The sequence below is a fragment of the Xanthomonas sp. NCPPB 3005 genome (assembly GCF_041228095.2).
Taxonomy (GTDB): domain Bacteria; phylum Pseudomonadota; class Gammaproteobacteria; order Xanthomonadales; family Xanthomonadaceae; genus Xanthomonas_A; species Xanthomonas_A bonasiae.
In genome coordinates, this window is sequence record NZ_CP166096.2 from 2,997,722 (window position 1) to 3,021,147 (window position 23,426).

At 68.3% G+C, this 23,426-nt stretch carries 22 protein-coding genes; 9 read left to right on the forward strand and 13 right to left on the reverse strand.

The window, feature by feature from the left end; all coding sequences use genetic code 11:
- Nucleotides 1-76 precede the first annotated feature (76 nt).
- Both yeiP and AB8810_RS12930 read left to right on the forward strand, forming a co-directional pair.
- Nucleotides 77-643, forward strand: a complete 567-nt coding sequence (yeiP, locus tag AB8810_RS12925) for an elongation factor P-like protein YeiP (protein WP_179564371.1) — start codon at nt 77-79, stop codon at nt 641-643.
- Nucleotides 644-647: 4 nt separating this feature from the next.
- A complete protein-coding gene (locus AB8810_RS12930; protein WP_369913839.1) occupies nt 648-1,034 on the forward strand; it encodes a hypothetical protein in 387 nt (128 codons plus the stop codon).
- A gap of 233 nt (nt 1,035-1,267) precedes the next feature.
- Here the strand turns inward: AB8810_RS12930 and AB8810_RS12935 are convergent, their stop codons facing one another.
- The 3 genes from AB8810_RS12935 to AB8810_RS12945 form a co-directional block, all read right to left on the reverse strand.
- Nucleotides 1,268-3,241 carry a DUF4105 domain-containing protein gene (locus tag AB8810_RS12935; RefSeq protein WP_369913840.1) on the reverse strand — a complete coding sequence of 658 codons (1,974 nt, stop codon included), beginning with the start codon at nt 3,239-3,241 and terminating at the stop codon, nt 1,268-1,270.
- A complete protein-coding gene (locus AB8810_RS12940) occupies nt 3,241-3,558 on the reverse strand; it encodes a DUF2388 domain-containing protein (protein ID WP_179564365.1) in 318 nt (105 codons plus the stop codon). Before AB8810_RS12940 ends, AB8810_RS12935 begins: the two co-directional genes overlap by 1 nt.
- Before the next feature lie 128 nt (nt 3,559-3,686).
- Complete coding sequence (locus AB8810_RS12945) at nt 3,687-5,075, reverse strand: FAD-binding oxidoreductase (protein ID WP_369913841.1); 1,389 nt, start codon at nt 5,073-5,075, stop codon at nt 3,687-3,689.
- Nucleotides 5,076-5,395: 320 nt separating this feature from the next.
- Here AB8810_RS12945 and serA point away from each other — a divergent pair, with 320 nt between their 5' ends.
- The gene (serA, locus tag AB8810_RS12950; RefSeq protein ID WP_179564361.1) at nt 5,396-6,637 is read left to right on the forward strand and encodes a phosphoglycerate dehydrogenase; all 1,242 of its coding nucleotides are present in this window, start codon (nt 5,396-5,398) and stop codon (nt 6,635-6,637) included.
- Between the two features lie 180 nt (nt 6,638-6,817).
- Here the strand turns inward: serA and AB8810_RS12955 are convergent, their stop codons facing one another.
- Nucleotides 6,818-7,099 carry a hypothetical protein gene (locus tag AB8810_RS12955; protein ID WP_179564359.1) on the reverse strand — a complete coding sequence of 94 codons (282 nt, stop codon included), beginning with the start codon at nt 7,097-7,099 and terminating at the stop codon, nt 6,818-6,820.
- Between the two features lie 113 nt (nt 7,100-7,212).
- The gene (locus AB8810_RS12960; RefSeq protein WP_179564357.1) at nt 7,213-7,764 is read right to left on the reverse strand and encodes an NUDIX hydrolase; all 552 of its coding nucleotides are present in this window, start codon (nt 7,762-7,764) and stop codon (nt 7,213-7,215) included.
- Nucleotides 7,765-7,933: 169 nt separating this feature from the next.
- Here AB8810_RS12960 and AB8810_RS12965 point away from each other — a divergent pair, with 169 nt between their 5' ends.
- The 6 genes from AB8810_RS12965 (at nt 7,934) to AB8810_RS12990 (ending at nt 14,013) form a co-directional block, all read left to right on the forward strand.
- Complete coding sequence (locus AB8810_RS12965) at nt 7,934-9,409, forward strand: amino acid permease (RefSeq protein ID WP_369913842.1); 1,476 nt, start codon at nt 7,934-7,936, stop codon at nt 9,407-9,409.
- Between the two features lie 84 nt (nt 9,410-9,493).
- The gene (locus tag AB8810_RS12970) at nt 9,494-10,930 is read left to right on the forward strand and encodes an amino acid permease (RefSeq protein ID WP_179564353.1); all 1,437 of its coding nucleotides are present in this window, start codon (nt 9,494-9,496) and stop codon (nt 10,928-10,930) included.
- Nucleotides 10,931-10,939: 9 nt separating this feature from the next.
- A complete protein-coding gene (locus AB8810_RS12975; protein WP_206231212.1) occupies nt 10,940-11,581 on the forward strand; it encodes a methylthioribulose 1-phosphate dehydratase in 642 nt (213 codons plus the stop codon).
- Between the two features lie 105 nt (nt 11,582-11,686).
- Entirely contained in the window at nt 11,687-12,253 is a 567-nt protein-coding gene (locus AB8810_RS12980; protein WP_179564349.1) for an acireductone dioxygenase, read from the forward strand.
- Nucleotides 12,254-12,256: 3 nt separating this feature from the next.
- Nucleotides 12,257-12,955: an acireductone synthase gene (gene mtnC / locus AB8810_RS12985; RefSeq protein WP_191826971.1), complete on the forward strand. Its 699-nt coding sequence runs from the start codon at nt 12,257-12,259 to the stop codon at nt 12,953-12,955.
- A 53-nt stretch (nt 12,956-13,008) separates the two neighbouring features.
- Nucleotides 13,009-14,013 carry a C13 family peptidase gene (locus tag AB8810_RS12990; protein ID WP_369913843.1) on the forward strand — a complete coding sequence of 335 codons (1,005 nt, stop codon included), beginning with the start codon at nt 13,009-13,011 and terminating at the stop codon, nt 14,011-14,013.
- Between the two features lie 1,310 nt (nt 14,014-15,323).
- Here AB8810_RS12990 and AB8810_RS12995 read toward each other — a convergent pair.
- The 8 genes from AB8810_RS12995 to AB8810_RS13030 all read right to left on the reverse strand — a co-directional run bounded on the left by AB8810_RS12995 (nt 15,324) and on the right by AB8810_RS13030 (nt 23,293).
- A complete protein-coding gene (locus tag AB8810_RS12995) occupies nt 15,324-16,910 on the reverse strand; it encodes a calcineurin-like phosphoesterase C-terminal domain-containing protein (RefSeq protein ID WP_369913844.1) in 1,587 nt (528 codons plus the stop codon).
- 558 nt (nt 16,911-17,468) lie between these two features.
- Nucleotides 17,469-18,317, reverse strand: coding sequence for a sulfotransferase (locus tag AB8810_RS13000; protein WP_369913845.1), 849 nt, complete (start codon nt 18,315-18,317; stop codon nt 17,469-17,471).
- Entirely contained in the window at nt 18,311-19,015 is a 705-nt protein-coding gene (locus AB8810_RS13005; protein WP_369913846.1) for an SDR family NAD(P)-dependent oxidoreductase, read from the reverse strand. The genes AB8810_RS13000 and AB8810_RS13005 overlap by 7 nt, the downstream gene beginning before the upstream one ends.
- On the reverse strand, nt 19,012-19,767 hold the full coding sequence (locus tag AB8810_RS13010) for a hypothetical protein (RefSeq protein ID WP_369913847.1): 756 nt from the start codon (nt 19,765-19,767) through the stop codon (nt 19,012-19,014). Before AB8810_RS13010 ends, AB8810_RS13005 begins: the two co-directional genes overlap by 4 nt.
- A 5-nt stretch (nt 19,768-19,772) precedes the next feature.
- Complete coding sequence (locus AB8810_RS13015; protein WP_369913848.1) at nt 19,773-21,020, reverse strand: coproporphyrinogen-III oxidase family protein; 1,248 nt, start codon at nt 21,018-21,020, stop codon at nt 19,773-19,775.
- 101 nt (nt 21,021-21,121) lie between these two features.
- Nucleotides 21,122-21,403 (reverse strand): acyl carrier protein, encoded by a 282-nt coding sequence (locus AB8810_RS13020; RefSeq protein WP_191826978.1) that lies wholly within the window; start codon nt 21,401-21,403, stop codon nt 21,122-21,124.
- Complete coding sequence (locus AB8810_RS13025) at nt 21,396-22,745, reverse strand: class I adenylate-forming enzyme family protein (RefSeq protein ID WP_369913849.1); 1,350 nt, start codon at nt 22,743-22,745, stop codon at nt 21,396-21,398. The genes AB8810_RS13020 and AB8810_RS13025 overlap by 8 nt, the downstream gene beginning before the upstream one ends.
- Nucleotides 22,742-23,293, reverse strand: a complete 552-nt coding sequence (locus tag AB8810_RS13030) for a hypothetical protein (RefSeq protein ID WP_369913850.1) — start codon at nt 23,291-23,293, stop codon at nt 22,742-22,744. The genes AB8810_RS13025 and AB8810_RS13030 overlap by 4 nt, the downstream gene beginning before the upstream one ends.
- Nucleotides 23,294-23,426 lie beyond the last annotated feature (133 nt).

Consider the following 23,426-nt stretch of genomic DNA (forward strand, 5'->3'; position numbering starts at 1 on the left):
TCCCCTCCTCCGGATACTCGCTCTCCCGCTTTTGATTTTCCCATTCCCGATTCCCCATTCCCGACTCCCAGCCCCCATGAAAGCCAACGAAATCAAGAAAGGCAACGTCGTCGAGTACAACAACGGCGTCTATCAGATCCGCGACATCGAACGCAGCTCGCCGCAGGGCCGCGGCGGCAACGTGCGCTTCCGCTTCGTGATGTACAGCGTGCCGGGCGGCAACAAGCTCGACGCCAGCTTCGACGGCGACGACGACCTGCGCGAGGTCGAGCTGACCCGCCACCAGGCCACGTTCTCGTACAAGGACGGCGACGCGTTCGTGTTCCTGGACGACGAGGACTACACCCCGTACACGCTCGATGCCGACGTGATCGGCGACGACGCCGGCTACATCACCGAAGGCCTGACCGGCATCTACGTGCAGGTCATCGACGACCAGCCGGTGGCGGTGCAACTGCCGCAGAGCGTGACCCTGGAAGTGATCGAAACCCCGCCGGAGCTGAAAGGCGGCACCGCGACCAAGCGGCCGAAGCCGGCCAAGCTCAATACCGGGCTGGAGATCATGGTGCCGGAGTACATCGGCAACGGCGAGCGCGTGCTGGTCAACACCACCACCGGCGAGTTCGCCGGTCGCGCGGACTGAGTCCGTGCGTCCGCGCCGCTGCATGGCGCTGGCCGTGCTGATGCTCCTGCCGGGCCTGGCGGCGGCCGCTGCTGCCAAGCCTGCGGTCGCGGCGCCGGCCAAGGCCGGCTGCACGATCCCGGCGGAGGTGGATCCCGAGCACCACGCCGGCTTCTGCGCGCTGCCGCAGGAGATCCGCACCTTCGTCGCGCGCCAGGACGTCTGCAACCACTTCGCCGGCGAGGAGCCCTACGATGCCGCGCGGCGCCGCGAACTGGACAAGGCGATGGCGAAGTACTGCGACGGCAACGAGGCGACCTGGACCAGGTTGCGGGCGCAGTATCGGCAGGATCCTGTGCGCGACGCCTGGTTGAGTCGCTACGGGGAAGACGTGGATCTCGATTTGCCGTAATGGCGGCTGGTTGGGCGAGTTGCGCCGATGGTCCTGTCGCGGCTGAAGCCGCTCCTACAGGGGGGCAGCAATCTCTTGTAGGAGCGGCTTCAGCCGCGACACACCGTGTCAGCAAATCCATTCGCGCCCGATGGCGTCAAGACGCTATGGGGCGCTCTCTGACAAACCCTGTCGTGATCGGAATCGGATCAACAAGCGGCTCGCGTCAGCCGCGGACCACCTTGCCAGCGCCATCATTTCGTGTCCGCAGGCTGCAGCAGCGACGGCGACAGCAACTGTAGCCCCCCGCCTTCGCGATTGAGATCGCGCAGCCGCGCGCCCACTGTCGCCAGATTCGTATCGATCTGCCGCAGTTCCGCGCGCAGCGGTGGCGGCAGCAAGGCGTGCAGGCGCGCCTGCAGCGCGGCGCCGTCGCCGCGCAGCGCGTCGATCCGCGCCTGCCCCTGCTGCTGCAGCCATGCGCGCTCCTGCGCCTGCGGCAACCCATAACCGGGCTGGCCCTGCAGCAGCGTCGACGGTTGGCTCAACAGGCCTTGCTGCGCCAGCACCGCGCGAACTGCGGCAGCGGCATCCCGGGTCTGCGAACCCGCCGCGTCGGCGACCGTGGTGCCATCACCGGCACCATCACCGGCACCGGCATCCGCGCCGGCGCCTGAATCGGCCATCTTCGACGCAGGCAGATGCGCCCTGGCCAGATAACGCCGCTTCAACGCATCGCGGCCGCGCTGCTCCTGGCGCCGGCGCGCGGCGTTCTCCAGCAGCAGCAGTGCGGCGCTCGCACGCAGGTCGCCACGCTGCAGCCAGGGCGCGCGCTGCGCCGCCGGCAGGTCCAGCCAGGTTTCCACGCTGCGCACCGGCAGTGCCAGCTGCGCGCGCGCGACCGCGAACATCGCCGCGTAGTGCGCGCTTGCCGGCGCGAAATAGTAGCCCTGGCGTGCGGCGGCTTCGGCATCGTCCAGCACCGCGGTGTCGGCGATGCCGGCGCGGCCCAGGCGCCGCAGCAGGCCGGTCGGGCTGATCCCGGCCAGGCGCGCGCCGGCCAGCCGCGGCACGCCGTCGTGCAGCAGCTTGTAGGTTTCCACCGCGCAGTTGTTGCTGAGAAAGTAATAGCGCCCGTCGTAGCTCCAGTGCAGCTGCGCGGCGCGCTCCAGCAACGCCGCGCGCTCGTCGGCGGTCAGCCGCAGCGGAATCGACTGCAGCCCGCGCAGCTGCACCTGGGTGTAGTCGTCCACCACCTGGCGCAACGGCAGCACGAACAGCCGCGACGGATACGAACCGATCAGACCGCGCACGCTGGAGATCTGCACGTCGTCGACGAATGCGCGGAACGACAGCACCTTGTGATACGCCAGGTCCAGGCGGCAATCGGGACCGGGCGCACGCCCCGGCGCGCAGATCACCAGCCGCAGCATGCTGTGGCCCCAATGGCTCATCGGCTGCGCGTTGCCCTCGGCCAATAGGTAATCGATCGCGTAGACCCGCGCCGGATCCAGTTGCAGCAGCGCCGTCTCGTCGGCCAGCGGATCCTGCAGATAGGCCAGGCCGGGCGCGCAGGCGCTTGTCGGGGGCGACCAGGCCAGGCGCTGCGCGAAATACCGTGCCAGCGCCGGGCGCCGGCACGCGTAGTCGGGATCCAGCAGGAAATGTTCCAGGTTGACCGCGACGAATTCCGTCGGCGACGCCAGTTCGTAGCGGTCCGGGCTGCGCTCGCTGAAGGCGTTGCGGCCCATGCGCAGGCCCAGCCGCATCGGACTGACCTGCCAGCCGGCCAGATCCAGCAGGCGCGGATCCGACGACAGCCGGCCGGCCGCGGAGCGGTCGTAGAAATGCGCCAGTTCGTGCAGCAGCGCAGCGACCGCCGGACGCCTCGCCGGGTCGGCGCCGCCGTCGGCGGCACCGGCGGCAGGCGGCGCCAGCCACGCGCGCAGCAAGGCCTTGTTCAACAACAGGTGCCGCGCCTGCGCCCTGCCGTGCACCTGCTCGGGCAGGTCGTCGCGCCATTGCAGCGTCAGCGGCGCCTCGATCGCCGCGGCCCAGGCCGGCGGCAGCGTCGGCAGCGTCGCGTCGAGCAGGGCCTGGCTGGCCGCGCGTTCGGAAGCGCTCAATCCGCTTGGATCGACCTGCAACCGCACTGCCTGCGCAGGCAGTGCGCAAGCCAGCCAAAGCAGCGCCAGCCACGCCAGCCGGCGCAGCCGCCGGCGCGGCATCACAGCGCCAGGATGGCCTGCGCCAGTTGCAGGTCGCTGGCCTGCTGCGCCTGCGGGTTGCGCTCGCGCAGCACGCGCAGCGCCGCCTCCAGCTGCACGCCGCGGATGCGGCCGGCGCTGGCGACGAAGCCGGCCGCGTCGTCGCGCGCCTGCAGCACCAGCTTGTCGTCGCCGGAGCTGCTGTCCGAAGACGCGGAACTGCCGGCGGAACCGGCCGAAGCGGAACCGGCGGAACTGCCGGCGAAGCTGGAAGCCTGCGCGAACGCGGGGACGGTCAGGATCAACAACAGGGCGCAGCGCGCGGTCACTCGGTTCATCGCATCGGTTCCAACGGGATCGGGAAAGAGGCGCGGCCGTGGCCGCGCCGGCATAGCCTAGCCGGCCGCCGCCGCGAGCGCGAGCGCCGTCGCCGCCGCCGCGCGCATGCCTGCACGGCGCGCGCGGCTCAGGGATCGAACAGCTTGCCCGGATTGAGCAGCCCGGCCGGATCGAACACGCGCTTGACCGCGCGCATCAGCGCGATCTCCTCGGCGCTGCGGGTACTTTCCAGGTACGGCTTCTTGACCAGGCCGATGCCGTGTTCGGCGGAGATGCTGCCGCCATGCTCGGCCAGCACCTGCGCCAGCAGCTTGGTGACCTGCTCGCAGGCGGCGATGAAGTCGGCGTCGGCGGTGGCGTCGGGCTTGAGCACGTTGATGTGCAGGTTGCCGTCGCCGATATGGCCGAACCAGACCACGTCGAACTGCGGATACGCTGCGCCGAGCAGCGCCTGGGTCTGCGCCAGGAACGCCGGCATCGCCGAGATCCGCACCGACACGTCGTTCTTGTACGGCTTGTAGCGCGCCACCGCCTCGGTGATGCCTTCGCGCAGGCGCCACAGCTGCGCCGCCTGCGCATCGCTCTGGCTGATCACCCCGTCCAGCACCCAGCCCTGCTCCATGCAGGTTTCGAACGCGGCCAGCGCCGCGGCTTCCTGCGCCTCGTCGCCGCTGGCGTACTCGGTGACCACGTAATACGGATAGACCGTGTCGAACGGCGCCTGTGCGCCATGCGCCAGCACATGCTGCAGCGCGCGGTCGGTGAAGAATTCGAACGCTTCCAGTTGCAGGCGGCCGCGGAACGCGGCGAATACCTGCATCAGCACTTCGAACGAAGGCAGCGCCAGCAGCATCACGTTGCTCGGCGGCGGCGGATCGGTCAGCCGCAGCGTGGCCTCCACGACGATGCCGAGCGTGCCTTCCGAACCGATCAGCAGCTGGCGGAAATCGTAGCCGCTGGAGTTCTTGATCAGCCCGCGGTTGAGTTCGAGCAGCTCGCCGCTGCCGGTCACCACCTTGAGTCCGGCGATCCACTCGCGGGTATTGCCGTAGCGGATCACGCGGATGCCGCCGGCATTGGTGGCGATGTTGCCGCCGATCGAACACGAGCCGCGCGCGGCGAAATCCACCGGATACACCAGCCCGTGCTCGCGCGCCGCGTTGTGCACCGCCTCCAGCGGCATGCCGGCCTGCACGGTGAGGGTGCGATCGACCGCATCGAACGCCAGCGCCTTGTTCATCCGCTCCAGGCTCAGCACCAGTTCGCCGTGCGCGGCCACCGCGCCGCCGGACAGGCCGGTGCGGCCGCCGGAAGGCACCACCGCCACCGCGTGCTCGTTGGCCCAGCGCAGCGTCGCCTGCACTTCCTCCACCGTCGCCGGCAGCGCGATCGCCAGCGGCGCCGGCGTCCAGCGCCGGGTCCAGTCGCGACCGTAGTGCTCCAGGTCGGCGGGGTCGGTCTTCAGGCGCAGTCCGGGAACGGAGTGCGTAAGGGCGTCCAGGCGCGGGTCGTTCATGGGTCGGGATCGGGCGAAGGCAAGCGTTCAAGCCTGCCAGCGTTGGCTAGCGGCGTCCAGTTGGGCGGAACTCGGGACTGGGAACTTGCAGGGAGCCTGGGTCTGACCTTGCCCTCTCGCTTCATGCTGATGCTCCTGCTCTTCCGAGTCCCCAGTCCCCAGTCCCCAGTCCCGAGTCCCGAGTCCCGAGTCCCGAACAGATGCAACTGAAACCTTTGCCAGCGTTGCGTCTGCGCGCCCCCGGCGTCCTATTGCGACGCACCAAAACGCAGACGCATCTGGCATAGTGACCGACCCTTCCGCCTCGCCTCGCCGCCGCAATGTCGCCCAAGAAAACCTCGTTTCCGAAGCAGGACATCCGCGTCCTGCTGCTCGAAGGCATCAGCCAGACCGCCATCGACGTGTTCCGCGCCGCCGGCTACTCGCAGATCGAACTGCACGCCAAGTCGCTGCCGGAAGAGGAACTGAAGGCGCGCATCGCCGACGCGCACATCGTCGGCATCCGCTCGCGCACCCAGCTCAGCGCCGAAGTGCTGGCGCAGGCCAAGCGCCTGATCGCGGTCGGCTGCTTCTGCATCGGCACCAACCAGGTGGACCTGGACGCGGCCGAGCTGGCCGGCATCCCGGTGTTCAACGCGCCCTACTCCAATACCCGCAGCGTCGCCGAGCTGGTCATCGCCGAGGCGATCCTGCTGTTGCGCGGCATTCCGCAGAAGAACGCCGAATGCCATCGCGGCGGCTGGTCGAAGTCGGCTGCCGGCAGCCACGAGACCCGCGGCAAGGTGCTGGGCATCGTCGGCTACGGGCATATCGGCACCCAGGTCGGCGTGCTCGCCGAATCGCTGGGCATGCAGGTGATCTTCCACGACATCGAGGCCAAGCTGTCGCTGGGCAACGCGCGCGCGGCGACCGACCTGGACGACCTGCTGGCGCGCTCGGACGTGGTGACCCTGCACGTGCCGGAGACGCCGTCGACCAAGGACATGATCGGCGCGGCGCAGATCGCGCAGATGAAGCCCGGCGCGCACCTGATCAACGCCTCGCGCGGCACCGTCATCGACATCGCCGCGCTGGACGCGGCATTGACCTCCGGCCACATCGGCGGCGCGGCGGTGGACGTGTTCCCGGTCGAGCCGAAGGGCAACGGCGACGTGTTCGAATCGCCGCTGGCCGCGCACGACAACGTGATCCTGACCCCGCACGTCGGCGGCAGCACGCTGGAAGCGCAGGACAACATCGGCGTGGAAGTGGCGGCCAAGCTGGTGCGCTACAGCGACAACGGCAGCACCCTGTCGGCGGTGAACTTCCCCGAGGTCACCCTGCCCGAGCACGCCGAGAGCCTGCGCCTGCTGCACATCCACCGCAACGTGCCGGGCGTGCTGTCGCAGATCAACGAACTGTTCTCGCGCCACAACGTCAACATCGACGGCCAGTTCCTGCGCACCGACCCCAAGGTCGGCTACGTGGTGATCGACGTCGCCGCCAGCGAGGAACTGGCGGGCGTGCTGAAGGACGAACTGGGGCAGATCGCCGGCACCTTGCGGACGCGGATTCTTTACTGACGGGGATTGGGGAGTCGGGATTGGGAAGAGCGGTGGCACTGGCGCGTCCTTTTTCCGACTGCGATCTGGCTTGGCGGTGGCTCCGACACGAATGCGGAATGCCAAAACAAGCGCGCGAACGCGGATCACGCGACATACGCTCTTAAGAATCCCAAATCCCGAATCCCGAATCCCAGCCCCTCAGGGCTGCAGCTCGCCGCGCAACCCTTGGCTCAACAGATAGTCGTCGGCCTTCAGGTACCACCGCTCCGGGCCGGTGGTGACCGCCTCCATGTACAGGCCGCCGCCGTCCTCGCGCGGCGGGCGCTGCAGGCTGACGATCGCCACGCCATGCGGCGGCCCGCTCAACGCCAGCAGCGTGCGTTGCACGGTGCGCGCCAGTTCGGCCGACTCCATCCGGTCGTCGACCGGACGGAACGCCAGGCGGTAGGTGAACGAAGCAGCGGCGCGGGACATGGGCATGGACAGGCAACGGGCGCCCAAGGGTACCCAATCCCGCCATGCCCGCCCAGCCAGCGGCGGCCGCTCAGTGCCTGGACCCGCCAGCCAGTCCGGCAGCGCCCGTCACCGGCGTGTCAGCCGCCGCTGTGCGCCAGCCACTTGCCGGCCATGCGCCGCAACGACGGATCCAGGTCCGGCTCGGCCAGCAGTTCGGCGATCGGGCGCCAGGCCAGGGCCAGCGATTCGGCGCTGACCGCGAACGCCTCGTCGGCGCCGGCGCGCACCACGTAGCGCGCGTCGAAATGCCAGTGCCCCGGCACGTCCTGGCGCGCGGGGATCCAGTGCCGGTCCAGGTCGAACAGTGCGCCGTCCTCCAGCGCCAAGCCCGGCAGCCCGGATTCCTCCTCGGCTTCCTTCAGCGCCACCAGCGCCAGGTCGCGGTCGCCGTCGGCATGTCCGCCCAGCTGCAGCCAGCGCTGCAGCTTGCGGTGGTGGGTCAGCAGGGTGCGCGCACCATCGGCGCTGACCAGCCAGGCCGACCCGGTGAAATGGCCGTCAAGGCGATCGCGCACGAACGGGTCCTGCGCATCGTCCAGCAACGCCAGGAATTGCGCGGCAACCTCGGCCTCCTGCGGCCAACGGGCGGCATAGGCCTGCAACTGGCGGCGCAGGGAAAGGTCCGGCATGGGCGGTTCTCGCGATCGGGGGCGGCCATTATCGCCGCCGACGGTGCGGCGCGGCTTGTGGCGGCCGTCCGGCTTTGGCATGGTACGACGCTTGCGTGGCCTGCTTGGGCCTAGCGCACCATCTTTACCGGGGCACTACTGTCCCGATCGCCACCGGGGAATGCACCGCATGCTGAAGTCTCTGTTGAGGGTCAAGCCGATCGAGCCCGCCGGCCACGTCGATGCCGGCGAACCGTTCGAAGGCAGCCTGGAAGGCGAAGCCACGCTGAAACGGACCCTCACCGCCAAGCACCTGATCATGCTCGGCATCGGTGCGGTGATCGGCGCGGGCATCTTCGTGCTGACCGGCCAGGCCGCGGCCAATCACGCCGGACCGGCGGTGATGCTGTCGTTCGTGTTCGCCGGCATCGCCTGCGCCTTCGCCGGCCTGTGCTACGCCGAGTTCGCGGCGATGATGCCGGTCTCCGGCAGCGCCTATTCCTACTCCTACACCACCCTGGGCGAAGGCGTGGCCTGGTTCATCGGCTGGTGCCTGGTGCTGGAATACCTGTTCGCCGGCTCCAGCGTCGCGGTCGGCTGGTCGGCCTACCTGATCAGCTTCCTGACCGGCACGCTCGGGCTGCCGTTCCCGGCCGAACTGGCCGGCGCACCGCTGACCTGGACCGGCCATACCTTCGTCGCCTCCGGCAGCATCGTCAATCTGCCGGCGGTGCTGATCGTGGTCGCGGTCAGCGCGCTGTGCTACGTCGGCGTCACCCAGTCGGCGTTCGCCAACGCGATCGTGGTGGCGATCAAGGTCGCGGTGATCTGCCTGTTCGTCGGCTTCGGCATTTCCCACGTCGATCCGGCCAACTGGCACCCGTTCATCCCCGAGAACACCGGGCCGGGCGAGTTCGGCTGGAGCGGCATCTTCCGCGCCGCCTCGATCGTGTTCTTCTCCTACATCGGCTTCGACGCGGTCTCCACCTCGGCCGGCGAAACCAAGGACCCGCAGCGCAACATGCCGATCGGCATCCTGGTGTCGCTGGCGGTGTGCACGGTCATCTACATCATCGTCTGCGCGGTGCTGACCGGCCTGCTGCCCTACACCCAGCTCGGCACCGCCAAGCCGGTGGCCACCGCGCTGGAGCACTATCCGACCCTGGCCTGGCTGAAGACCGCGGTGGAGATCGGCGCGATCGCCGGCCTGTCCTCGGTGGTGCTGGTGATGCTGATGGCGCAGCCGCGCATCTTCTACACCATGTCCCGCGACGGCCTGCTGCCGAAACTGTTCGGCAAGGTCCACCGCAAGTTCCACACGCCCTACGTCGGCACCCTCTTCGTCGGCGTGGTCGCCGCGCTGCTGGCCGGGCTGATCCCGCTGGACGTGCTCGGCGAACTGGTGTCGATGGGCACCCTGCTCGCCTTCGCCACGGTCTGCGTCGGGGTGATGGTGCTGCGCTTCACCAAGCCGGACCTGCCGCGCCCGTTCCGGGTGCCGCTGGCGATGGTGATCTGCCCGCTCGGCGCGCTGGCCTGCCTGTTCCTGTTCCTGCAGGCGTTCCAGGAACACTGGAAGGTGTTCGTCGGCTGGACCGTGATCGGCCTGTTCATCTATTTCGGCTACGGCATCCGCCACAGCCGCCTGGCCACCACCAAGGCCTGATCCGTCCCCACAGACCGGCGCCCGCGCCGGTCTGTGCGTTCGTCCCTTCGTCCATCGCGCGCAGCGCCAGGCTGGAACCGCTCCATGTTCAAACAACTCTGGGCCACCAAACACCCCCATGCCGCCCACGAGGACGCCGGCGGCCTGGGCCTGCAGCGTGCGCTCGGTCCCTGGGGCCTGACCGCGCTGGGCATCGGCGCGGTGATCGGCGGCGGCATCTTCGTCATCACCGGGCAGGCCGCGGCCAACCACGCCGGCCCGGCGATCATGCTGTCGTTCGTGCTGGCCGCGCTGTGCTGCGCGTTCTGCGCGCTGGCCTACGCCGAGTTCGCGGCGATGGTGCCGGTGTCCGGCAGCGCCTACACCTATACCTACGCCACCTTCGGCGAACTGGCGGCCTGGTTCATCGGCTGGATGCTGGTGCTGGAATACGGCGTGTCGGCCTCGGCGGTGGCGGTGAGCTGGACCGGCTATTTCCTCAGCCTGCTCGACCATTTCGGCATCCACCTGCCCGCGGCGCTGGTCAACGCGCCGCTGGACGGCAAGCTGCAGCGCACCGGCGCGATCGCCAACCTGCCCGCCGCCGGCATCGTGCTGCTGCTGACCTGGCTGTGCTACGTCGGCATCCGCAAGTCCTCGGCGATGAACATGGCGATGGTGGTGCTGAAGACCGGGCTGATCCTGCTGGTGATCGCGGCCGGCTGGAAGTACGTGGACACGGCCAACTGGCACCCGTTCATTCCGGCCAACGAAGGCCCCGGCAAGTACGGCATGGACGGCGTGCTGCGCGGCGCGGCGATGGTGTTCTTCGCCTACATCGGCTTCGAGGCGGTGTCGGTGGCGGCGCAGGAATCGCACCGGCCGCAGCGCGACCTGCCGATCGGCATGATCCTGTCGCTGGTGGTCTGCACCGTGCTGTACATCGCCATGGCGGCGGTGATGACCGGGCTGGTGCCGTACACCCAGCTGGGCACCGACGAGCCGGTGGTGACCGCGGTGGGCGCGCATCCGCAGCTGGCCTGGCTGCGGGTGGTGGTCGAGGTCGGCGCGCTGATCGGCCTGTCCTCGGTGGTGCTGGTGATGATCATCGGCCAGCCGCGGATCTTCATGATCATCGCCCGCGACGGGCTGCTGCCGCCGCTGTTCACCAAGATCCATCCCAAGTACCGCACCCCGCACGTCAACACGGTAATCACCGGTATCGGCATCGCGCTGCTGGCGGCGCTGTTCCCGCTGGACGTGCTCGGCGAGCTGACCTCGATGGGCACGCTGATCGCCTTCGCCGCGGTCTGCGCCGGGGTGCTGATCCTGCGCCGCACCCAGCCGGACCTGCCGCGCCCGTTCCGCATCCCGTTCGCCTGGCCGATCTGCATCGCCGGCGTGCTCAGCTGCCTGGCGCTGCTGTCGGCGATGACCGCGCACAACTGGCTGCTGATGGCCGGCTGGACCGTGCTCGGCCTGCTGATCTATTTCGGCTACGGCTTCCGCCACAGCCGTCTGCGTGCCACACAGGCTCGCTAGAATAGGGGCATGAACGCACAGCCCTACGATACCGAACGCCTGCGCACGCTGGCCCAGCTGCTGATCGGCAATATCCGCGAACTGTCGGCGGCCGGCTGGACTCCGGCCACCAGCAGCAACTTCTCGCACCGGCTCGACGCCGCGCATGCCGCGATCACCGTGTCCGGCCGCGACAAGGGCCGGCTGGTCGAGGCCGACATCATGGTGGTGGACTTCGACGGCAAGGCCGTCGGCAGCGATCACCGGCCCTCGGCCGAGACCCTGCTGCACACCCAGCTGTACCGCCGCTTCCCGGAGGTCGGCTGCGTGCTGCACACGCACTCGCCGGTGCAGACCATCGCCTCGCGGCTGTATGCCGATGCCGGCCACGTACGCCTGGAAGGCTACGAGTTGCTGAAGGCCCTGCATGGCAACCAGACCCACGAGACCGCCGTGGAGTTGCCGGTATTCGCCAACACCCAGGACATGACCGTGCTGGCCGCGCAGGTGGACGCGCTGCTGGACCGCGCCCCGCTGTGGGGCTACCTGATCGACGGCCACGGCCTGTACGCCTGGGGCCGCGACATGGCCGAGGCGCGCCGCCACCTGGAAGCGATCGAGTTCCTGCTGCATTGCGAGCTGGAACTGCGCAAGCTGCGCGCAACCGGCTGAGCCCGGCGCACGGCGCCCGCGCGACAGCGTTCCAGCGCCGCAACGGCGGCTTCCCCGCCAGCTGCTACCCTTTTCCTCCCCTCCTCGACGCCCTCGCCCGCCGCCATGAGCCGACTCCGCATCTTCGCCGAAACCACTCCCGACGCGCCGCTGTTCGACAGCCGCGATGGCGACGCGATCGCCGCCGAACTGCGCAAGATCGGCGTCACCTTCGAGCGCTGGCAGGCCGACCAGCCGATCGAGGCCGGCGCCACCCCGGAAGCGGTGATGGCCGCCTACAAGAGCGACATCGACCGGCTGGTGGCCGCGCACGGCTTCAAGACCGTGGACGTGGTCAGCATCGCTCCGGACCATCCGCAGCGCGAGGAGATGCGCAAGAAATTCCTCGAGGAGCATTTCCACAAGGAAGACGAGGTACGGTTCTTCGTCGCCGGCTCGGGCCTGTTCACCCTGCACGTGGACGGCAAGGTCTATGAGATCGAATGCGTGCAGAACGACCTGATCGCGGTGCCGGACGGCACCCACCACTGGTTCGACATGGGGCCGGAGCCGCGTTTCATCGCGATCCGCTTCTTCACCGAGCCGGACGGCTGGGTCGGCCATTTCACCGGCACCGACATCGCCCAGCGCTTCCCGCGCTACGAAGCGGCGCTGCGCGGCGAGGCGAGCTGAGCGATGGCCAGCCCGCGCGTGATCCTGACCGACATCGAAGGCACCACCAGCAGCATCTCCTTCGTCAAGGATGTGCTGTTCCCCTACGCGCGCCGCGCCCTGCCCGACTTCGTCCGCGCGCACGGCCAGCAGCCGCAGGTGCGGCAGTGGCTGGACGCGGTGGCGAGCGAATGCGGCGGCATCTGCAGCGACGCGGTGATCGTGGAGACGCTGCAGGGCTGGATCGACCAGGACCGCAAGCACACCGCGCTGAAGGCGCTGCAGGGCATGATCTGGGAGGCCGGCTACCGCGACGCCGACTTCGCCGCGCACATCTATCCCGACGCCGCGCCGGCGCTGCGCCGCTGGCATGCCGACGGCCACCCGCTGTACGTGTACTCGTCCGGCTCGGTGCCGGCGCAGAAACTGTTCTTCGGCCATAGCGACGCCGGCGACCTGACCGGGCTGTTCTCCGGCTGGTTCGACACCGAGGTCGGCGCCAAGCGCGAAGCGGCCAGTTACGCGCGCATCGCCGAGGCGACCGGCGTGCCGGCCGCGCAGATCGTGTTCCTGTCCGACGTCGTCGCCGAACTCGATGCCGCGCGCGCGGCCGGGCTGGACACGGTGCTGGTCGATCGCCGCGAGGACTATCCCGAACCGCGCCTGGGCGATGCCTGCAACGGTCACCGGCGCGTGCAGAGCTTCGCCGAGCTGGCGCTCTGAGCGTCGCGGCACCCGCTGCGCGCTAACGCCGCATCTTCTCTGCCGCCGCTCCCATGCCTTGGTTCCTGCGCAAGCACCGCGTGCCGCACCGCCGCCTGGCCCTGGCCCTGCTGCTGGCGCTGCTGTTGCCCGCCTGCCATGCGGATGCCGGTTCGGCGCAGGCGCAGGCCGATGCGGCGGCGCCGGTCGATCCGATCGACCAGGCGCAACTGCGCAAGGCGCTGGGCGCACTGCGGCCACAGCGGCCGGGCACGACCGACCTGTACGTGGTCGGCTTCGCCGGCGACGCCAGCGAGGACGTGTTCCGCAACGAGACCCAGTACCTGCGCCAACTGTTCGCGCAGCGCTTCGACGCGGCGGGGCGCATCGTCACCCTGATCAACCACGCCGACAATCTCGGTGCCCACGCCTACGCGCCGCAGGCCTCCTACGACAACCTGGCCGACACGCTGCAGCGGATCGGCAAGCTGATGGACCGGCGCGAGGACGCGCTGCTGCTGTTCCTGACCAGCCACGGCACCGAGCAGCACGAACTGTATGTGCAGTTCGGCCCCGGCGAGGACGCCGACTACGACACCATCACGCCCAAGGAATTGCGCGGACTGCTCGACGATGCCGGCATCCGCAACCGGGTGATCGTGCTGTCGGCGTGCTACTCGGGCGGCTTCGTGCCGGCGCTGAAGAGTCCGGACACGCTGATCATCACCGCCGCACGCCGCGACCGGCCCTCGTTCGGTTGCGGCAACACCGCCAGCGCGACCTATTTCGGCCGCGCCTGGCTGATCGACGCGCTGGCGCGCACCACCGATTTCGTCGAGAGCTATCGCCTGGCCACGGCCGAGATCACCGCGCGCGAACAGGCCGAAGGCGAAGCGCCGTCGTATCCGCAGCTGTATGTCGGCGCGCGCATCGCGCCGCTGCTGCAGCGCTGGCGTGCGCAGCTGCCGCCGGTTGCGGCACCGACTTATCCCTATCCGGAACCGGAACCGGAACCGAAACCGGAGACGCAGACGACAGCAGCGCCGGACACAGCGGCCGACGTCACAGCCGGGCAATAGCGCAGCCGGACAAGGATTCGGATCACCAGGCCGAAACGGCGGGCTCAGTGCGCGCGCGACAGCATTCGAAGGGATGGCGAGGTGGCTTCGCCCTCGCCCTCACACCACCCACCTCTTCCCACGGGCACTTCCTTCGGTCGCCGCGAGAAGATGAGCTTCAATGTGGCGATGGGCATCGCCCTCCGCGATCGTACCGACCATGGGTATCGCGCGACGACAGCCTCGCAAGACGATCCGACAAAGTACGCAGCGCGGCATCGAGTGCATGCCTCTCGTACGCCGCCTCGCGAACAAATGCGAGTGAGTCGCGTTTGATCGTCGAATCGTGGCACTCGCTAGACTTGGCCCCGCAGCAAGCCCGCCAGCCTCATGCCAGCCAGCTGCTCCCGATCCTTCCGCCCGCTCGCCTTCGCTCGCCAGCCAGGATCACCCGCTTTCGACAGCCTCCCGCGCGGAGGCGTTTTTGTTTTCGGGATTCGGAAACTCCACTTACTGGTCTTTTGGTCTGCGGTGCCGAAAAATCCGCGAGCTCTGAAGGGGTTGCCACTCGCGCTCGTCGCGACTGAAGTCGCTCCCACAAGGACTCGCGGCAAGCCAACCGGGTGCACTGTAGGAGGGGCTTCAGCCCCGACAGTTTGCCTTGCGGAGCCGACCAGTTTGCCAACGCATTCGTCGCGGCTGAAGCCGCTCCTACAAAGGCGCGCAGCAGCGGACTGGACGCAGTGTGGGAAGGACTTCAGTCCCGACAGCTGACGAAGCCATCTATCTCACTGCCGCATTGTCGCGATTGGAGCCTCCCTTACAGGAAGCGAAGAAAGCCAGCCTGAGTGCACTGTAGGAGGGGCTTCAGCCCCGACAGTTCGCTGGCGGAGCCGACCGGTTTGCCGGCTCGTTCGTCGCGGCTGAAGCCGCTCCTACAAAGGCGCGCAGCAGCGGGCTGGACGCAGTGTGGGAAGGACTTCAGTCCCGACTGCTGACGAAGCCACCTATCTCACTGCCGCATTGTCGCGATTAGAGCCTCCCTTACAGGAAGCGAAGAAAGCCAGCCTGAGTGCACTGTAGGAGGGGCTTCAGCCCCGACAGTTCGCTGGCGGGGCCGACCGGTTTGCCGGCTCGTTCGTCGCGGCTGAAGCCGCTCCTACAAAAGCGCGCAGCAGCGGGTTGGGCTGCTGTCGGCGCGCACCAGCGCGGCGCTGACGCAGTGTGGGAGGGACTTCAGTCCCGACGCAGGAAACCGGACCGTTCGCCGCACGCCGCTTCTTGCATCGGCTAGGAACCCGTCGATCCACGAGCCGACCCGCGACGCGCATTCAGGGCGTCGCGTCCTGCAGGCGGTAGTCGGTGCTCGCGCGCTGCTCGCCGCGCCAGCGGTCGAAGGCGCGCACCTCGATGCGGTGCGCGCCGGCGGCCAGGTCGGTCGGCAGGGTGCCGCGCCACAGATGCTGCGACGGGACGGCTTCCGGCGAACGATCGTAGCCGCGCAGCGCCTCGGCGGCGTCGTCGCGCGCGTTCTCGGCGAGCAGGTCCGGATCCGGCCGCTGCACGCGGACCATCGGCTTCCATGCGCCCTCGTCGATGCGATATTCCACGCGGCTGTCGTCCTCGCCCATGAACACGTTCGCGTACACCCCGAAGTCCGGATAGGCCTTGCGGCGCAGCAACCTGGGCGCGTGCAACTGCAGCTGTGGGTCGCCGGCCGCGCGCGCGGCGTGATAGGCCAGCGCATAGTCGCCGCCCCGCTTCACGTCCAGGACCGCATAACCGTTCGGGGTGCCGTCGGCCATCGTCGTCGCGGGAATGCCGTCGGCATCCTTGACGCCGGACCAGTACGCGCCGCAGGCCGCGCCGACATTGTATTCGTGCAAGGGCTGCGCGCCGTGCCAGCCGTCGTCGGCGCCGTGGTAATAGTGGCGCTGGGTGTGGGTATGGCCGCTGAGCACCAGCACGTGCGGAAACGCCTGCAGCAAGCCGAACAGGCGCGCGCGGTCGGCATGGCGGAAGGTCTCCCTGCCCGGCGCGGCGTCGAACAGCGGGATGTGCATGCCCAGCACCAGCAGCCGGTCTTTGGGCAGCGTCGCCAGGTACGCCTGCAGGAACGCGAACTGGTCCTCGCGCAGGCCGCCAATGTAGTCGGGCTGCTGCTTCGGCCGATAGACCACGTCGTCGAGGAACACGAAGCTGGCGCCGCCCTCCTCCACCGCGTAGGTGTCCGGGCCATAGATCGCGCGCCAGCTGGACAGCGAGCCGGCATCGTCGGCGGCATCGAAATTCAGATCGTGGTTGCCTGGCACATGGAACCACGGCACGCCGAGCTTGGCGGTTTCGGCGTTCAGCGCCGGATACAGCGCCAGGTTGTCGCTGACCACGTCGCCCAGGGTGGTGCCCAGGCGCGCGTGGGTCTTGCCCACCAGCGGCGCGACGATGTCGCGCGCGTAGTAGCCGACATCGGTCGCCGAGGCGGTCTGGGTATCGGTGAACACCAGCACCTCGGTGCTGGCCGCCGGCGCTTGCGCGCGCAGCGCGAAATCCCAGCCGCTGGTGGCGCCGCTGGTGGGCGCAATGCCCGGATACTTGAGCTTGGGCGATCCCGCCGGTGCATAGTGCCGCCAGTAGTCCGGCAAGCCGTTGCCGGCGCTGGCGAAGGCGTAGCCGTCGGGCTTGATCACGAACACCGTGCGCCCCGGCTCCACCGCGAGGCTGTAGCGGCCCTGCGCATCGGTGCGCACGATGTGCACGCCGTCGGACACCTGCACGCCGGCGATGCCGCGCTCGCCGTTGCCGCGGCCCGCGTGGCCGTCGCGCTCCTGGTAGACGCTGCCGCTGATCGTCGCCGGTTGCGCCAGCGCCGGAAGCGCGGCAGTCAACAGGCAGGTGAGCATTACGACGCGCAGCGACATGGCATGGACCCGGGAAAGCGTAAGAAGTCGCGATTGTAGCCATCCCTCACGGCACTGCGGCGACGCGGCCGCGTCAGCCGGCGCGCCGGTGTGCAGAGCGCACGCCACTGGCCGGCGGCTTCGCGGATTGGGTCGATGCCGGCCACCACGCACCGATTGAGAGGCTTCGGCCGCGACAGCGCGCTTGTGAAGCCGGCCAGTTCGCCGGCTGGTTCGTCGCGCGTCGCGGCGGAAGCCGCTCCTACAAAGGCGCGCAGCAGCGGGCCGGGTGCAGTGTGGGATGGACTTCAGTCCCGCCGCAGGAAGACAAACGCTCGCCGCTCGCCAAGCCAGAAACCCATCGCATCAATCCGCGGCGCTCGCGGTGTCGCGTCCCGCGGTCCATATCCGCTGCTCGCGCGCTGCTCTCCACACCAAGGGTCCAAGGCGCGCATCCCGATGCGGTGCGCACCGGCAACCAGCGCGGCCGGCGAACCCGACCGCGCGCAACCTTGGCAGGCCCGAATCCCTGCCGACCTGCGATTTCGCGGGCGACTGACGCGCTTCGGGCCGAAACCGTCAGGCATGTCCCCAGGCGTCAGGCCATGGCCTGCCCGCCGCCACCGGAAAACCGGCGTTGAGCTCCCGCGCGCGCTGGCGCAGGCGCAGGCGCAGCGCGTCGGGGATCGCGACTCCCCCCTTGCCGGCGTGCAACCGGGAAGCGTCGGGATTCATTTTGCGGCGAAGATGCTCCGGCAGGTCGCGCAGTTGCTTCATCGCCATCGCCCGCACCGCCTCGCGCGCTTGCCGGGAGTCGAAGCTCACCGCAGCGTCCCGGTCGATCCCCAGCCAGCCGCAGAGGTCGCGGAAACCGGCGCCCGGTGCCGCGTACATCTCCTCGAACGTCATCAACCGCAACCGCTCTTCCGGGAAGAACTGGCGCCAGCGCGACAGCGGCCCGGTCACGTCCAGCAGGTTGAGGTAGTGCAGTCCGAACGGGAAATACGTGGTCGCAAAACGCGTCTCGCCGGTGCGGAAGATCGCCGCCTCGGGGTCCGCGTCGCCTTCGTTGCCCGTGCGCAGATACAGTTCGTACAGGCTGACCAGCATGTCCGCCGGATTTCGCAACAGCAGCACGATGCGCGCATCGGGATGCGCCTTCGCGATCAACGCCGGCGCCTCGTGGCTGTAGAAGTACCAGACCGAGGCCTCGGCGCGATAGCGCTGATCGCCGGCAACGGCGAACAGCCGTTGGTAATCCGCAGGATCGGACACGGTGTGCGGCTGAGCAGGCAGATCCGCGGCGTAGAAATGCGGTTCCTTCAGCACGGACGCGTAGACATCGGGATGCTGCTTCAGCGCGGCGAACAGCGACGTGGTGCCGCATCGCGGCGCGCCGATGACGAAGAGATTCGGCGCCTTCACCACGGAAAAATCGCCCTGTCCTTGTAGAACTTTCCGGTCTCGCCGCCGCCATCGGCCAGCCACAGGATGGTCTCGGCCCCCTCCTCCGGCGAACGCGGCGCGGCGATGCCGCCGAGCTTGGTCCTGACCCACCCCGGGGTCATGCAGTTGACGCGGATGCCGCTGTCGGCAAGCTCGATCGCCAGCGCCTGGGTCAGCACGTTCAGCGCCGACTTCGAGCTTCGGTACGCCAGGTTGTTGCCTTCGATCTTGGTGGAGCTGCCATGGCCGCTGGACACGTTGATGATCTGCGCCTGCGCACGCTCGCGCATCAAGGGCAGGACGAGCTGGATCAGGCGCCACGGGCCGAAGAAATTGACGTCGAACGTCGCCCGCGCCTGCGCCTGGGCTTCCGTGCTGGGCTTGTCGCGCACGCCGACGGAGACACCGGCGTTGTTGACGAGCAGGTCGATATGCCCGTGGGCCTGGGCGACGACGTCGATCGCCGCCGCCATCGAAGCTTCCGAACAGACGTCCAGTTGGATCGGCGTCACGTTGGTCAGCTGGCGACGCTCGACCGCCAACGCGCCGTCGGCCAGATTCCGGCAGCCCATGTACACATGCACGCCGCGCTGGGCGAGGCCTTCGCATGCGGCGAGGCCGATGCCCCGATTGCCGCCGCTGATGAGGGCGACGCGATCGCCGGCTGTCGTTTCGGTCATGCTGCATCCATCCGGTATTCCGGAAAACGGTTGAACAGGAAGGCTTCCCTGCGCACGACGAAATCGCGCAGGTTGTCGTCGAAGTAGTCGCGCGCGTGCGGGCGCGCCCGCGCTTCGTGGGCCTCGTCCGGCATGACCCGGCCGTGCTCGCGGACGGTTTTCGACAGCGACGCATCCGCGCCATGGCGCTCGAGATAGTCGGCGAGGTCGTCGTTGAGCGTCTCGGTCCGCAGGAACTCGATCGGATACTCGAACGCCTGCAGGTGTCCCCGATCGAGGTCTTGCTCGCCGATGCCGGCGAATGCGCTCTTCGGGTCCTTGCAGAAGAAGCGGATGAACTGCTCCGTGTGCCAACCGAGCGCCCGCTCCGCCGGCAGCTTCGGAGTGTCGTATCCGCTGGCTACGCCGCGATGCACGTTGACGAAGAAGCGATTGGCGATCGCGACGAACGCGTCGAAACCGACCTGGGGATACTCGGGAAAGTCCCGCTGGATCAGCGCCGGATCGCAGTATTCCTGCGGATGCGTCTTCCACCAGCCGTAGTGGTACTGGGACACGTAGCGGTCGAAGGGCGAGCGCATGACCGAGAGGATGGGCTTGCCTCGGTCGGCGTCCGGGATCTCGTCGCAGGTGGCGTGTTTCCGCCCGGTTTCCACGGCCTGCGCGCCATACACGCGCCGCAGCATCTGGGTGATGAACGTTCCGCCCGTCTTGGGCATGTGGATGAAAACGAAATCCGGCGTTATCAGCATCGTGGTCAGGCCTTGAGCGGCCTCGCGTTGCCGGTGAGCCGACGCCTCAACGCCGCGCCGAGATAACGGCCGCAATAGTCGCCGTAGATGACGCCCTCGTCGGTGAGGCGCAGTCGCTGGTCCTTGAGGGTGACCAGGCCTTGGCGCTGGAGGTGCGCGAGATCCTCGGCGAGCATCATGTCCAGGTGCACGCCGTGCCTGTTCTGGTAGTCGTCGAGATCGATCGAGGTCGTCTTCAGCCCCATCACCAGGTCGCGCAGCATATGGTCGGCGCTGCTGATCTCCAGCACCCGCTGGGTCGGGATCAGTCCGCTCTCGACGCGTTCCAGATACGCGTCGATCTCGGTGATGTTCTGCCTGCTGCGGCCGCCGACGGTTCCGAACGCCGACGCGCCGAAGCCATACATGTCTTCGCCGCGCCAACGGCTGATGATGTGATGCTGCGGATACTTCCCTTCACGGGTAAAGGTGAAGTACGTGGACGGCAGGTAGCCGGCCTCGCGCAGGCGCGAAAGACCCCAGCGCGCGAACGCCATCTCCTGATCCGGCCCGGGCAGCGAGAGCGTGCCTTGCCGGACGTCGTTCATGTAGTGCGCGTTGGAGTACAGCTCCATCTTGTACACGGTGACGGCATGCACCCCGAGCGAGACGGCTCGATTGATCGAGTGCTGCCAGCTCTGCATCGTCTCGCCTTCGAGCCCGGACAGCAGGTCCACGTTGACCACTGCGCCGGTGCTCAGCGCGCGCTCGATCGCGCGCGAATTCTTTTCGTCGGTATCGTGGCGGCCGGTCAAGGCGACGACGCGGTCGTCGAAGGACTGAATGCCGAAGCTGATCCGGTTGACGCCGAGGTCCGCCAGACCGTCGATCATGCGGTTGTTCAGCGTGATCGGCTCGATCTCGAAAACGAACTCCGGCGCGTCCAGCACGAAGCATTCCTCGATCTTGCGCTTGATCCGCCGCAGCTGCTCGGGCTGGATCACGCTGGGCGTGCCGCCGCCGAAATAGATCGACTTCACGGTCCGTCCGCGCAGCCTGTGCGCGTCGGCGACCAGCTCGATCTCGCGGCACAAGGCGTCGACGTAGCGCTCGCGGACCGCGTGCGAAGACTCGGACAGGATCTCGATCTTGAAGAAGCAGTAGCGGCAGCGCTGCAGGCAGAACGGAATATGGAAGTACAGATGCAGCGGCTTTTCGGACAGCAGATCGGCGTCGCCGGCCGATTTCCAGTAACGCTGGGGCGGCCACGCCACCACGAAGCCGTCGCGGTTCGGCGCTTCGTTGCGATAGTCCGGCGGCGCTTCGATCGGCGGCGCGCCCGCGTCGCCGACCAGCGCGATCGTGAGGTTCGTCATTACGCGCTGGCCTCGTCCGCGTGCTCGGGCAGGCGCTTCAGCACCAGCGCCGCCACGCTGTCGAGCGACTTGAACGTGCCCGAATCCAGATCTTCGTCCAGGATGCGGATCGGGAAGCGGCGCTCGAGATGGTCGATGAACTCGGCCATGCTGATGGAATCCAGCGCAAGCCCGTCTTCCAGGAAAGAAGCCCCGTCCTGGATCTGCTCGTAGCGCACGTTGAGATCCAGGTCCTCGGCGATGAGGCGCTTCAAGGTGTCGACGATCTGAGACTTATCCATGGCGATACTCCTTGATGATGGTCTTCCTGTCGGGTTTTCCGCTACCCAGGCAAGGCAGGTCCGACACGAGCGTGTAGTGGTCCGGCCGGGCGAAGGCCGGCAGGGTCATCGATGCGTGGCGCTTGAGGGCGTCGATGGTCAAGGCCGAGGTCGAGGGCTTGATCACGGCGGCGATGGCCTTGCCGGCCGTGGTCTCGTCTTCGAGCACGATCGCCACGGCCTGGTCGACATCCGGCCAGCCCATGATGGCGCCCTCGAGATCGGCCAGGATCAGCAGCTTGCCCGCGCGGTTGAGGCTGAGATCGGCCCGGCCGCGTATCGCGAAACCGCCGCTGTCGTCGAAGGTCGCGATGTCGCGCGTGTCCCACTCGGCGGGCAACGCCGACAGCGTTCCCTGGTGGGCGATATGCGTCGCGGCATGCGGATGGCTCACGATGAGAGTGCCTTGCGCGGCGTCCGCGTCCGCGAGGCATGCGCGCACGCCTTCGAGCGGACGCAGCGCCTTGGGTGCGTTGGGCTCGGAGATCGCCACCACGCCGAGCTCGGAACTTCCGTAGAGGTCGAAGACGCGGTTGAACACCCGTTGCGCCTGCGTGTGCAGCGAGGGCGGCGTGCCGTCGCCGGCGAGCACGAGGCCGCGGCAACTGGCGACCGCATCGCTCTTGCGCTGCAGCAGCATGCGCAACAAGTGCGGCGTGGAAAAGACCCAGGTCGGCTGGGCGGCCCGCAGCGCATCGTTGAAGCCGAGCAGATTGGCCCTGGTCAGCAAGTGGATCTGCGCGCCGGCCAGCAACGCCGGAATCAATGCCGCGCCGAGGCCGTACATATGGTGCAGGGGAACGGTGATCAGCACCCGGTCGTGCGCGCCGAGTTCGAGCCGGCGCAGGACCATGGCGCCGGTCGCGAGCAGATCGTCGTACGCATGCCAGATCACCTTCGGCGTGCCCACAGTACCGGAGGACAGCACCGCCACCCCGTCCGGCCATTGCCCATGCCCGGCGGGCGGCGGCGCGATCTCCGGAGGCGAGGCCGTTGCCTCGTTCCCGACCGCAGCGCCGATATGCGCGTCGCACAGGGCCGGTGGCGTGGCGTCACCCGCGCAGAGCAGCAGCGGATGCCCGTCGACGATGGCCGTCAGCTGCAGCGACAGCATGCCGAGATCGCCGATTCCCAGCAGCGCGACCCGCCTGTGCATGCGGTAGGCCTGCCATCGCTCGCGCCCGCTGTCCAGGAGCTCCTTCAGCGTCGCGCTCTCGCCATTGAGATGCACCACGCTGCCGCTGGCGGCGAGCGCGTCGCGCCAGCCCTGCGCGCGGAACGGAGCGAAGGCCGCTGCGTTCATCGCGCGCGCTCCAGGGATTCGTTGTTGAGGATTTCGCTCACTTCGACGCAGTGGGCGCCGTTGAGCCGCATCGCGTAGCGTCGCGATATCGCCCAGGTCGATTCCGTCCGCAGACTGCGCGGCGCCGGCACGCGCAGGGTTTCCAGGTCGGTCTTTTCGAGCAGACCGCGGTCGTGCGGATCGAACAGCTTGCCGATGCCCACGCTGCCGTCGAGAAGCCTTTGCCGCTGCTCCGCGTCGATGCAGGCCAGTTGGATCGACGATTCGGCGACCAGGAGGATGTTGCCCGGGTCGCGCACGTACAGCCGGGAACGACGGCGCAGGACCTCGCTGCCGTCGGCTTGCGTCTCGATGCACTGGCCGAGGACTTCAACCTCTACGGGCAATCCGGCGACGGCCTCCAGAAAGAAGGTGGTCGAACCCTGCAAGGCCAGATAGTCGTTGAGCCGCTGCGAAGGCATGGCTTCGGCCCAGAGGCTCCCGGCATACGGCTCCGCGGAGGTCGTGTCCGGAGAAGCAGTCCAGGAAGCCAACAGGTGCGAGGTCATGCGCGTTCGTCCTTGAAAGAATCCCGCAGGCCGCAGACACACGGCTGTCAGATGCACAACGCATCATTGTGCATTTCCTTATGCTCCGGGGGCATTTGCCGAGTATATTCAGAAGACGCAGCGGAAATGTAGA

What these genes read in the sequence shown, in the direction of transcription:
- AB8810_RS12940 (WP_179564365.1), bottom strand. Translation starts at nt 3,558, where the DNA reads ATGAACCGAGTGACCGCGCGCTGCGCCCTGTTGTTGATCCTGACCGTC.
- AB8810_RS13010 (WP_369913847.1), bottom strand. Translation starts at nt 19,767, where the DNA reads ATGCTGATAACGCCGGATTTCGTTTTCATCCACATGCCCAAGACGGGC.
- AB8810_RS12955 (WP_179564359.1), bottom strand. Translation starts at nt 7,099, where the DNA reads ATGCCCATGTCCCGCGCCGCTGCTTCGTTCACCTACCGCCTGGCGTTC.
- yeiP (WP_179564371.1), top strand. Translation starts at nt 77, where the DNA reads ATGAAAGCCAACGAAATCAAGAAAGGCAACGTCGTCGAGTACAACAAC.
- AB8810_RS13020 (WP_191826978.1), bottom strand. Translation starts at nt 21,403, where the DNA reads ATGGATAAGTCTCAGATCGTCGACACCTTGAAGCGCCTCATCGCCGAG.
- AB8810_RS13025 (WP_369913849.1), bottom strand. Translation starts at nt 22,745, where the DNA reads ATGAACGCAGCGGCCTTCGCTCCGTTCCGCGCGCAGGGCTGGCGCGAC.
- AB8810_RS12980 (WP_179564349.1), top strand. Translation starts at nt 11,687, where the DNA reads ATGAGCCGACTCCGCATCTTCGCCGAAACCACTCCCGACGCGCCGCTG.
- serA (WP_179564361.1), top strand. Translation starts at nt 5,396, where the DNA reads ATGTCGCCCAAGAAAACCTCGTTTCCGAAGCAGGACATCCGCGTCCTG.
- AB8810_RS12960 (WP_179564357.1), bottom strand. Translation starts at nt 7,764, where the DNA reads ATGCCGGACCTTTCCCTGCGCCGCCAGTTGCAGGCCTATGCCGCCCGT.
- AB8810_RS12995 (WP_369913844.1), bottom strand. Translation starts at nt 16,910, where the DNA reads ATGTCGCTGCGCGTCGTAATGCTCACCTGCCTGTTGACTGCCGCGCTT.
- AB8810_RS12970 (WP_179564353.1), top strand. Translation starts at nt 9,494, where the DNA reads ATGTTCAAACAACTCTGGGCCACCAAACACCCCCATGCCGCCCACGAG.
- AB8810_RS13030 (WP_369913850.1), bottom strand. Translation starts at nt 23,293, where the DNA reads ATGACCTCGCACCTGTTGGCTTCCTGGACTGCTTCTCCGGACACGACC.
- AB8810_RS12990 (WP_369913843.1), top strand. Translation starts at nt 13,009, where the DNA reads ATGCCTTGGTTCCTGCGCAAGCACCGCGTGCCGCACCGCCGCCTGGCC.
- AB8810_RS12965 (WP_369913842.1), top strand. Translation starts at nt 7,934, where the DNA reads ATGCTGAAGTCTCTGTTGAGGGTCAAGCCGATCGAGCCCGCCGGCCAC.
- AB8810_RS12935 (WP_369913840.1), bottom strand. Translation starts at nt 3,241, where the DNA reads ATGCCGCGCCGGCGGCTGCGCCGGCTGGCGTGGCTGGCGCTGCTTTGG.
- AB8810_RS13005 (WP_369913846.1), bottom strand. Translation starts at nt 19,015, where the DNA reads ATGACCGAAACGACAGCCGGCGATCGCGTCGCCCTCATCAGCGGCGGC.
- AB8810_RS12945 (WP_369913841.1), bottom strand. Translation starts at nt 5,075, where the DNA reads ATGAACGACCCGCGCCTGGACGCCCTTACGCACTCCGTTCCCGGACTG.
- mtnC (WP_191826971.1), top strand. Translation starts at nt 12,257, where the DNA reads ATGGCCAGCCCGCGCGTGATCCTGACCGACATCGAAGGCACCACCAGC.
- AB8810_RS12975 (WP_206231212.1), top strand. Translation starts at nt 10,940, where the DNA reads ATGAACGCACAGCCCTACGATACCGAACGCCTGCGCACGCTGGCCCAG.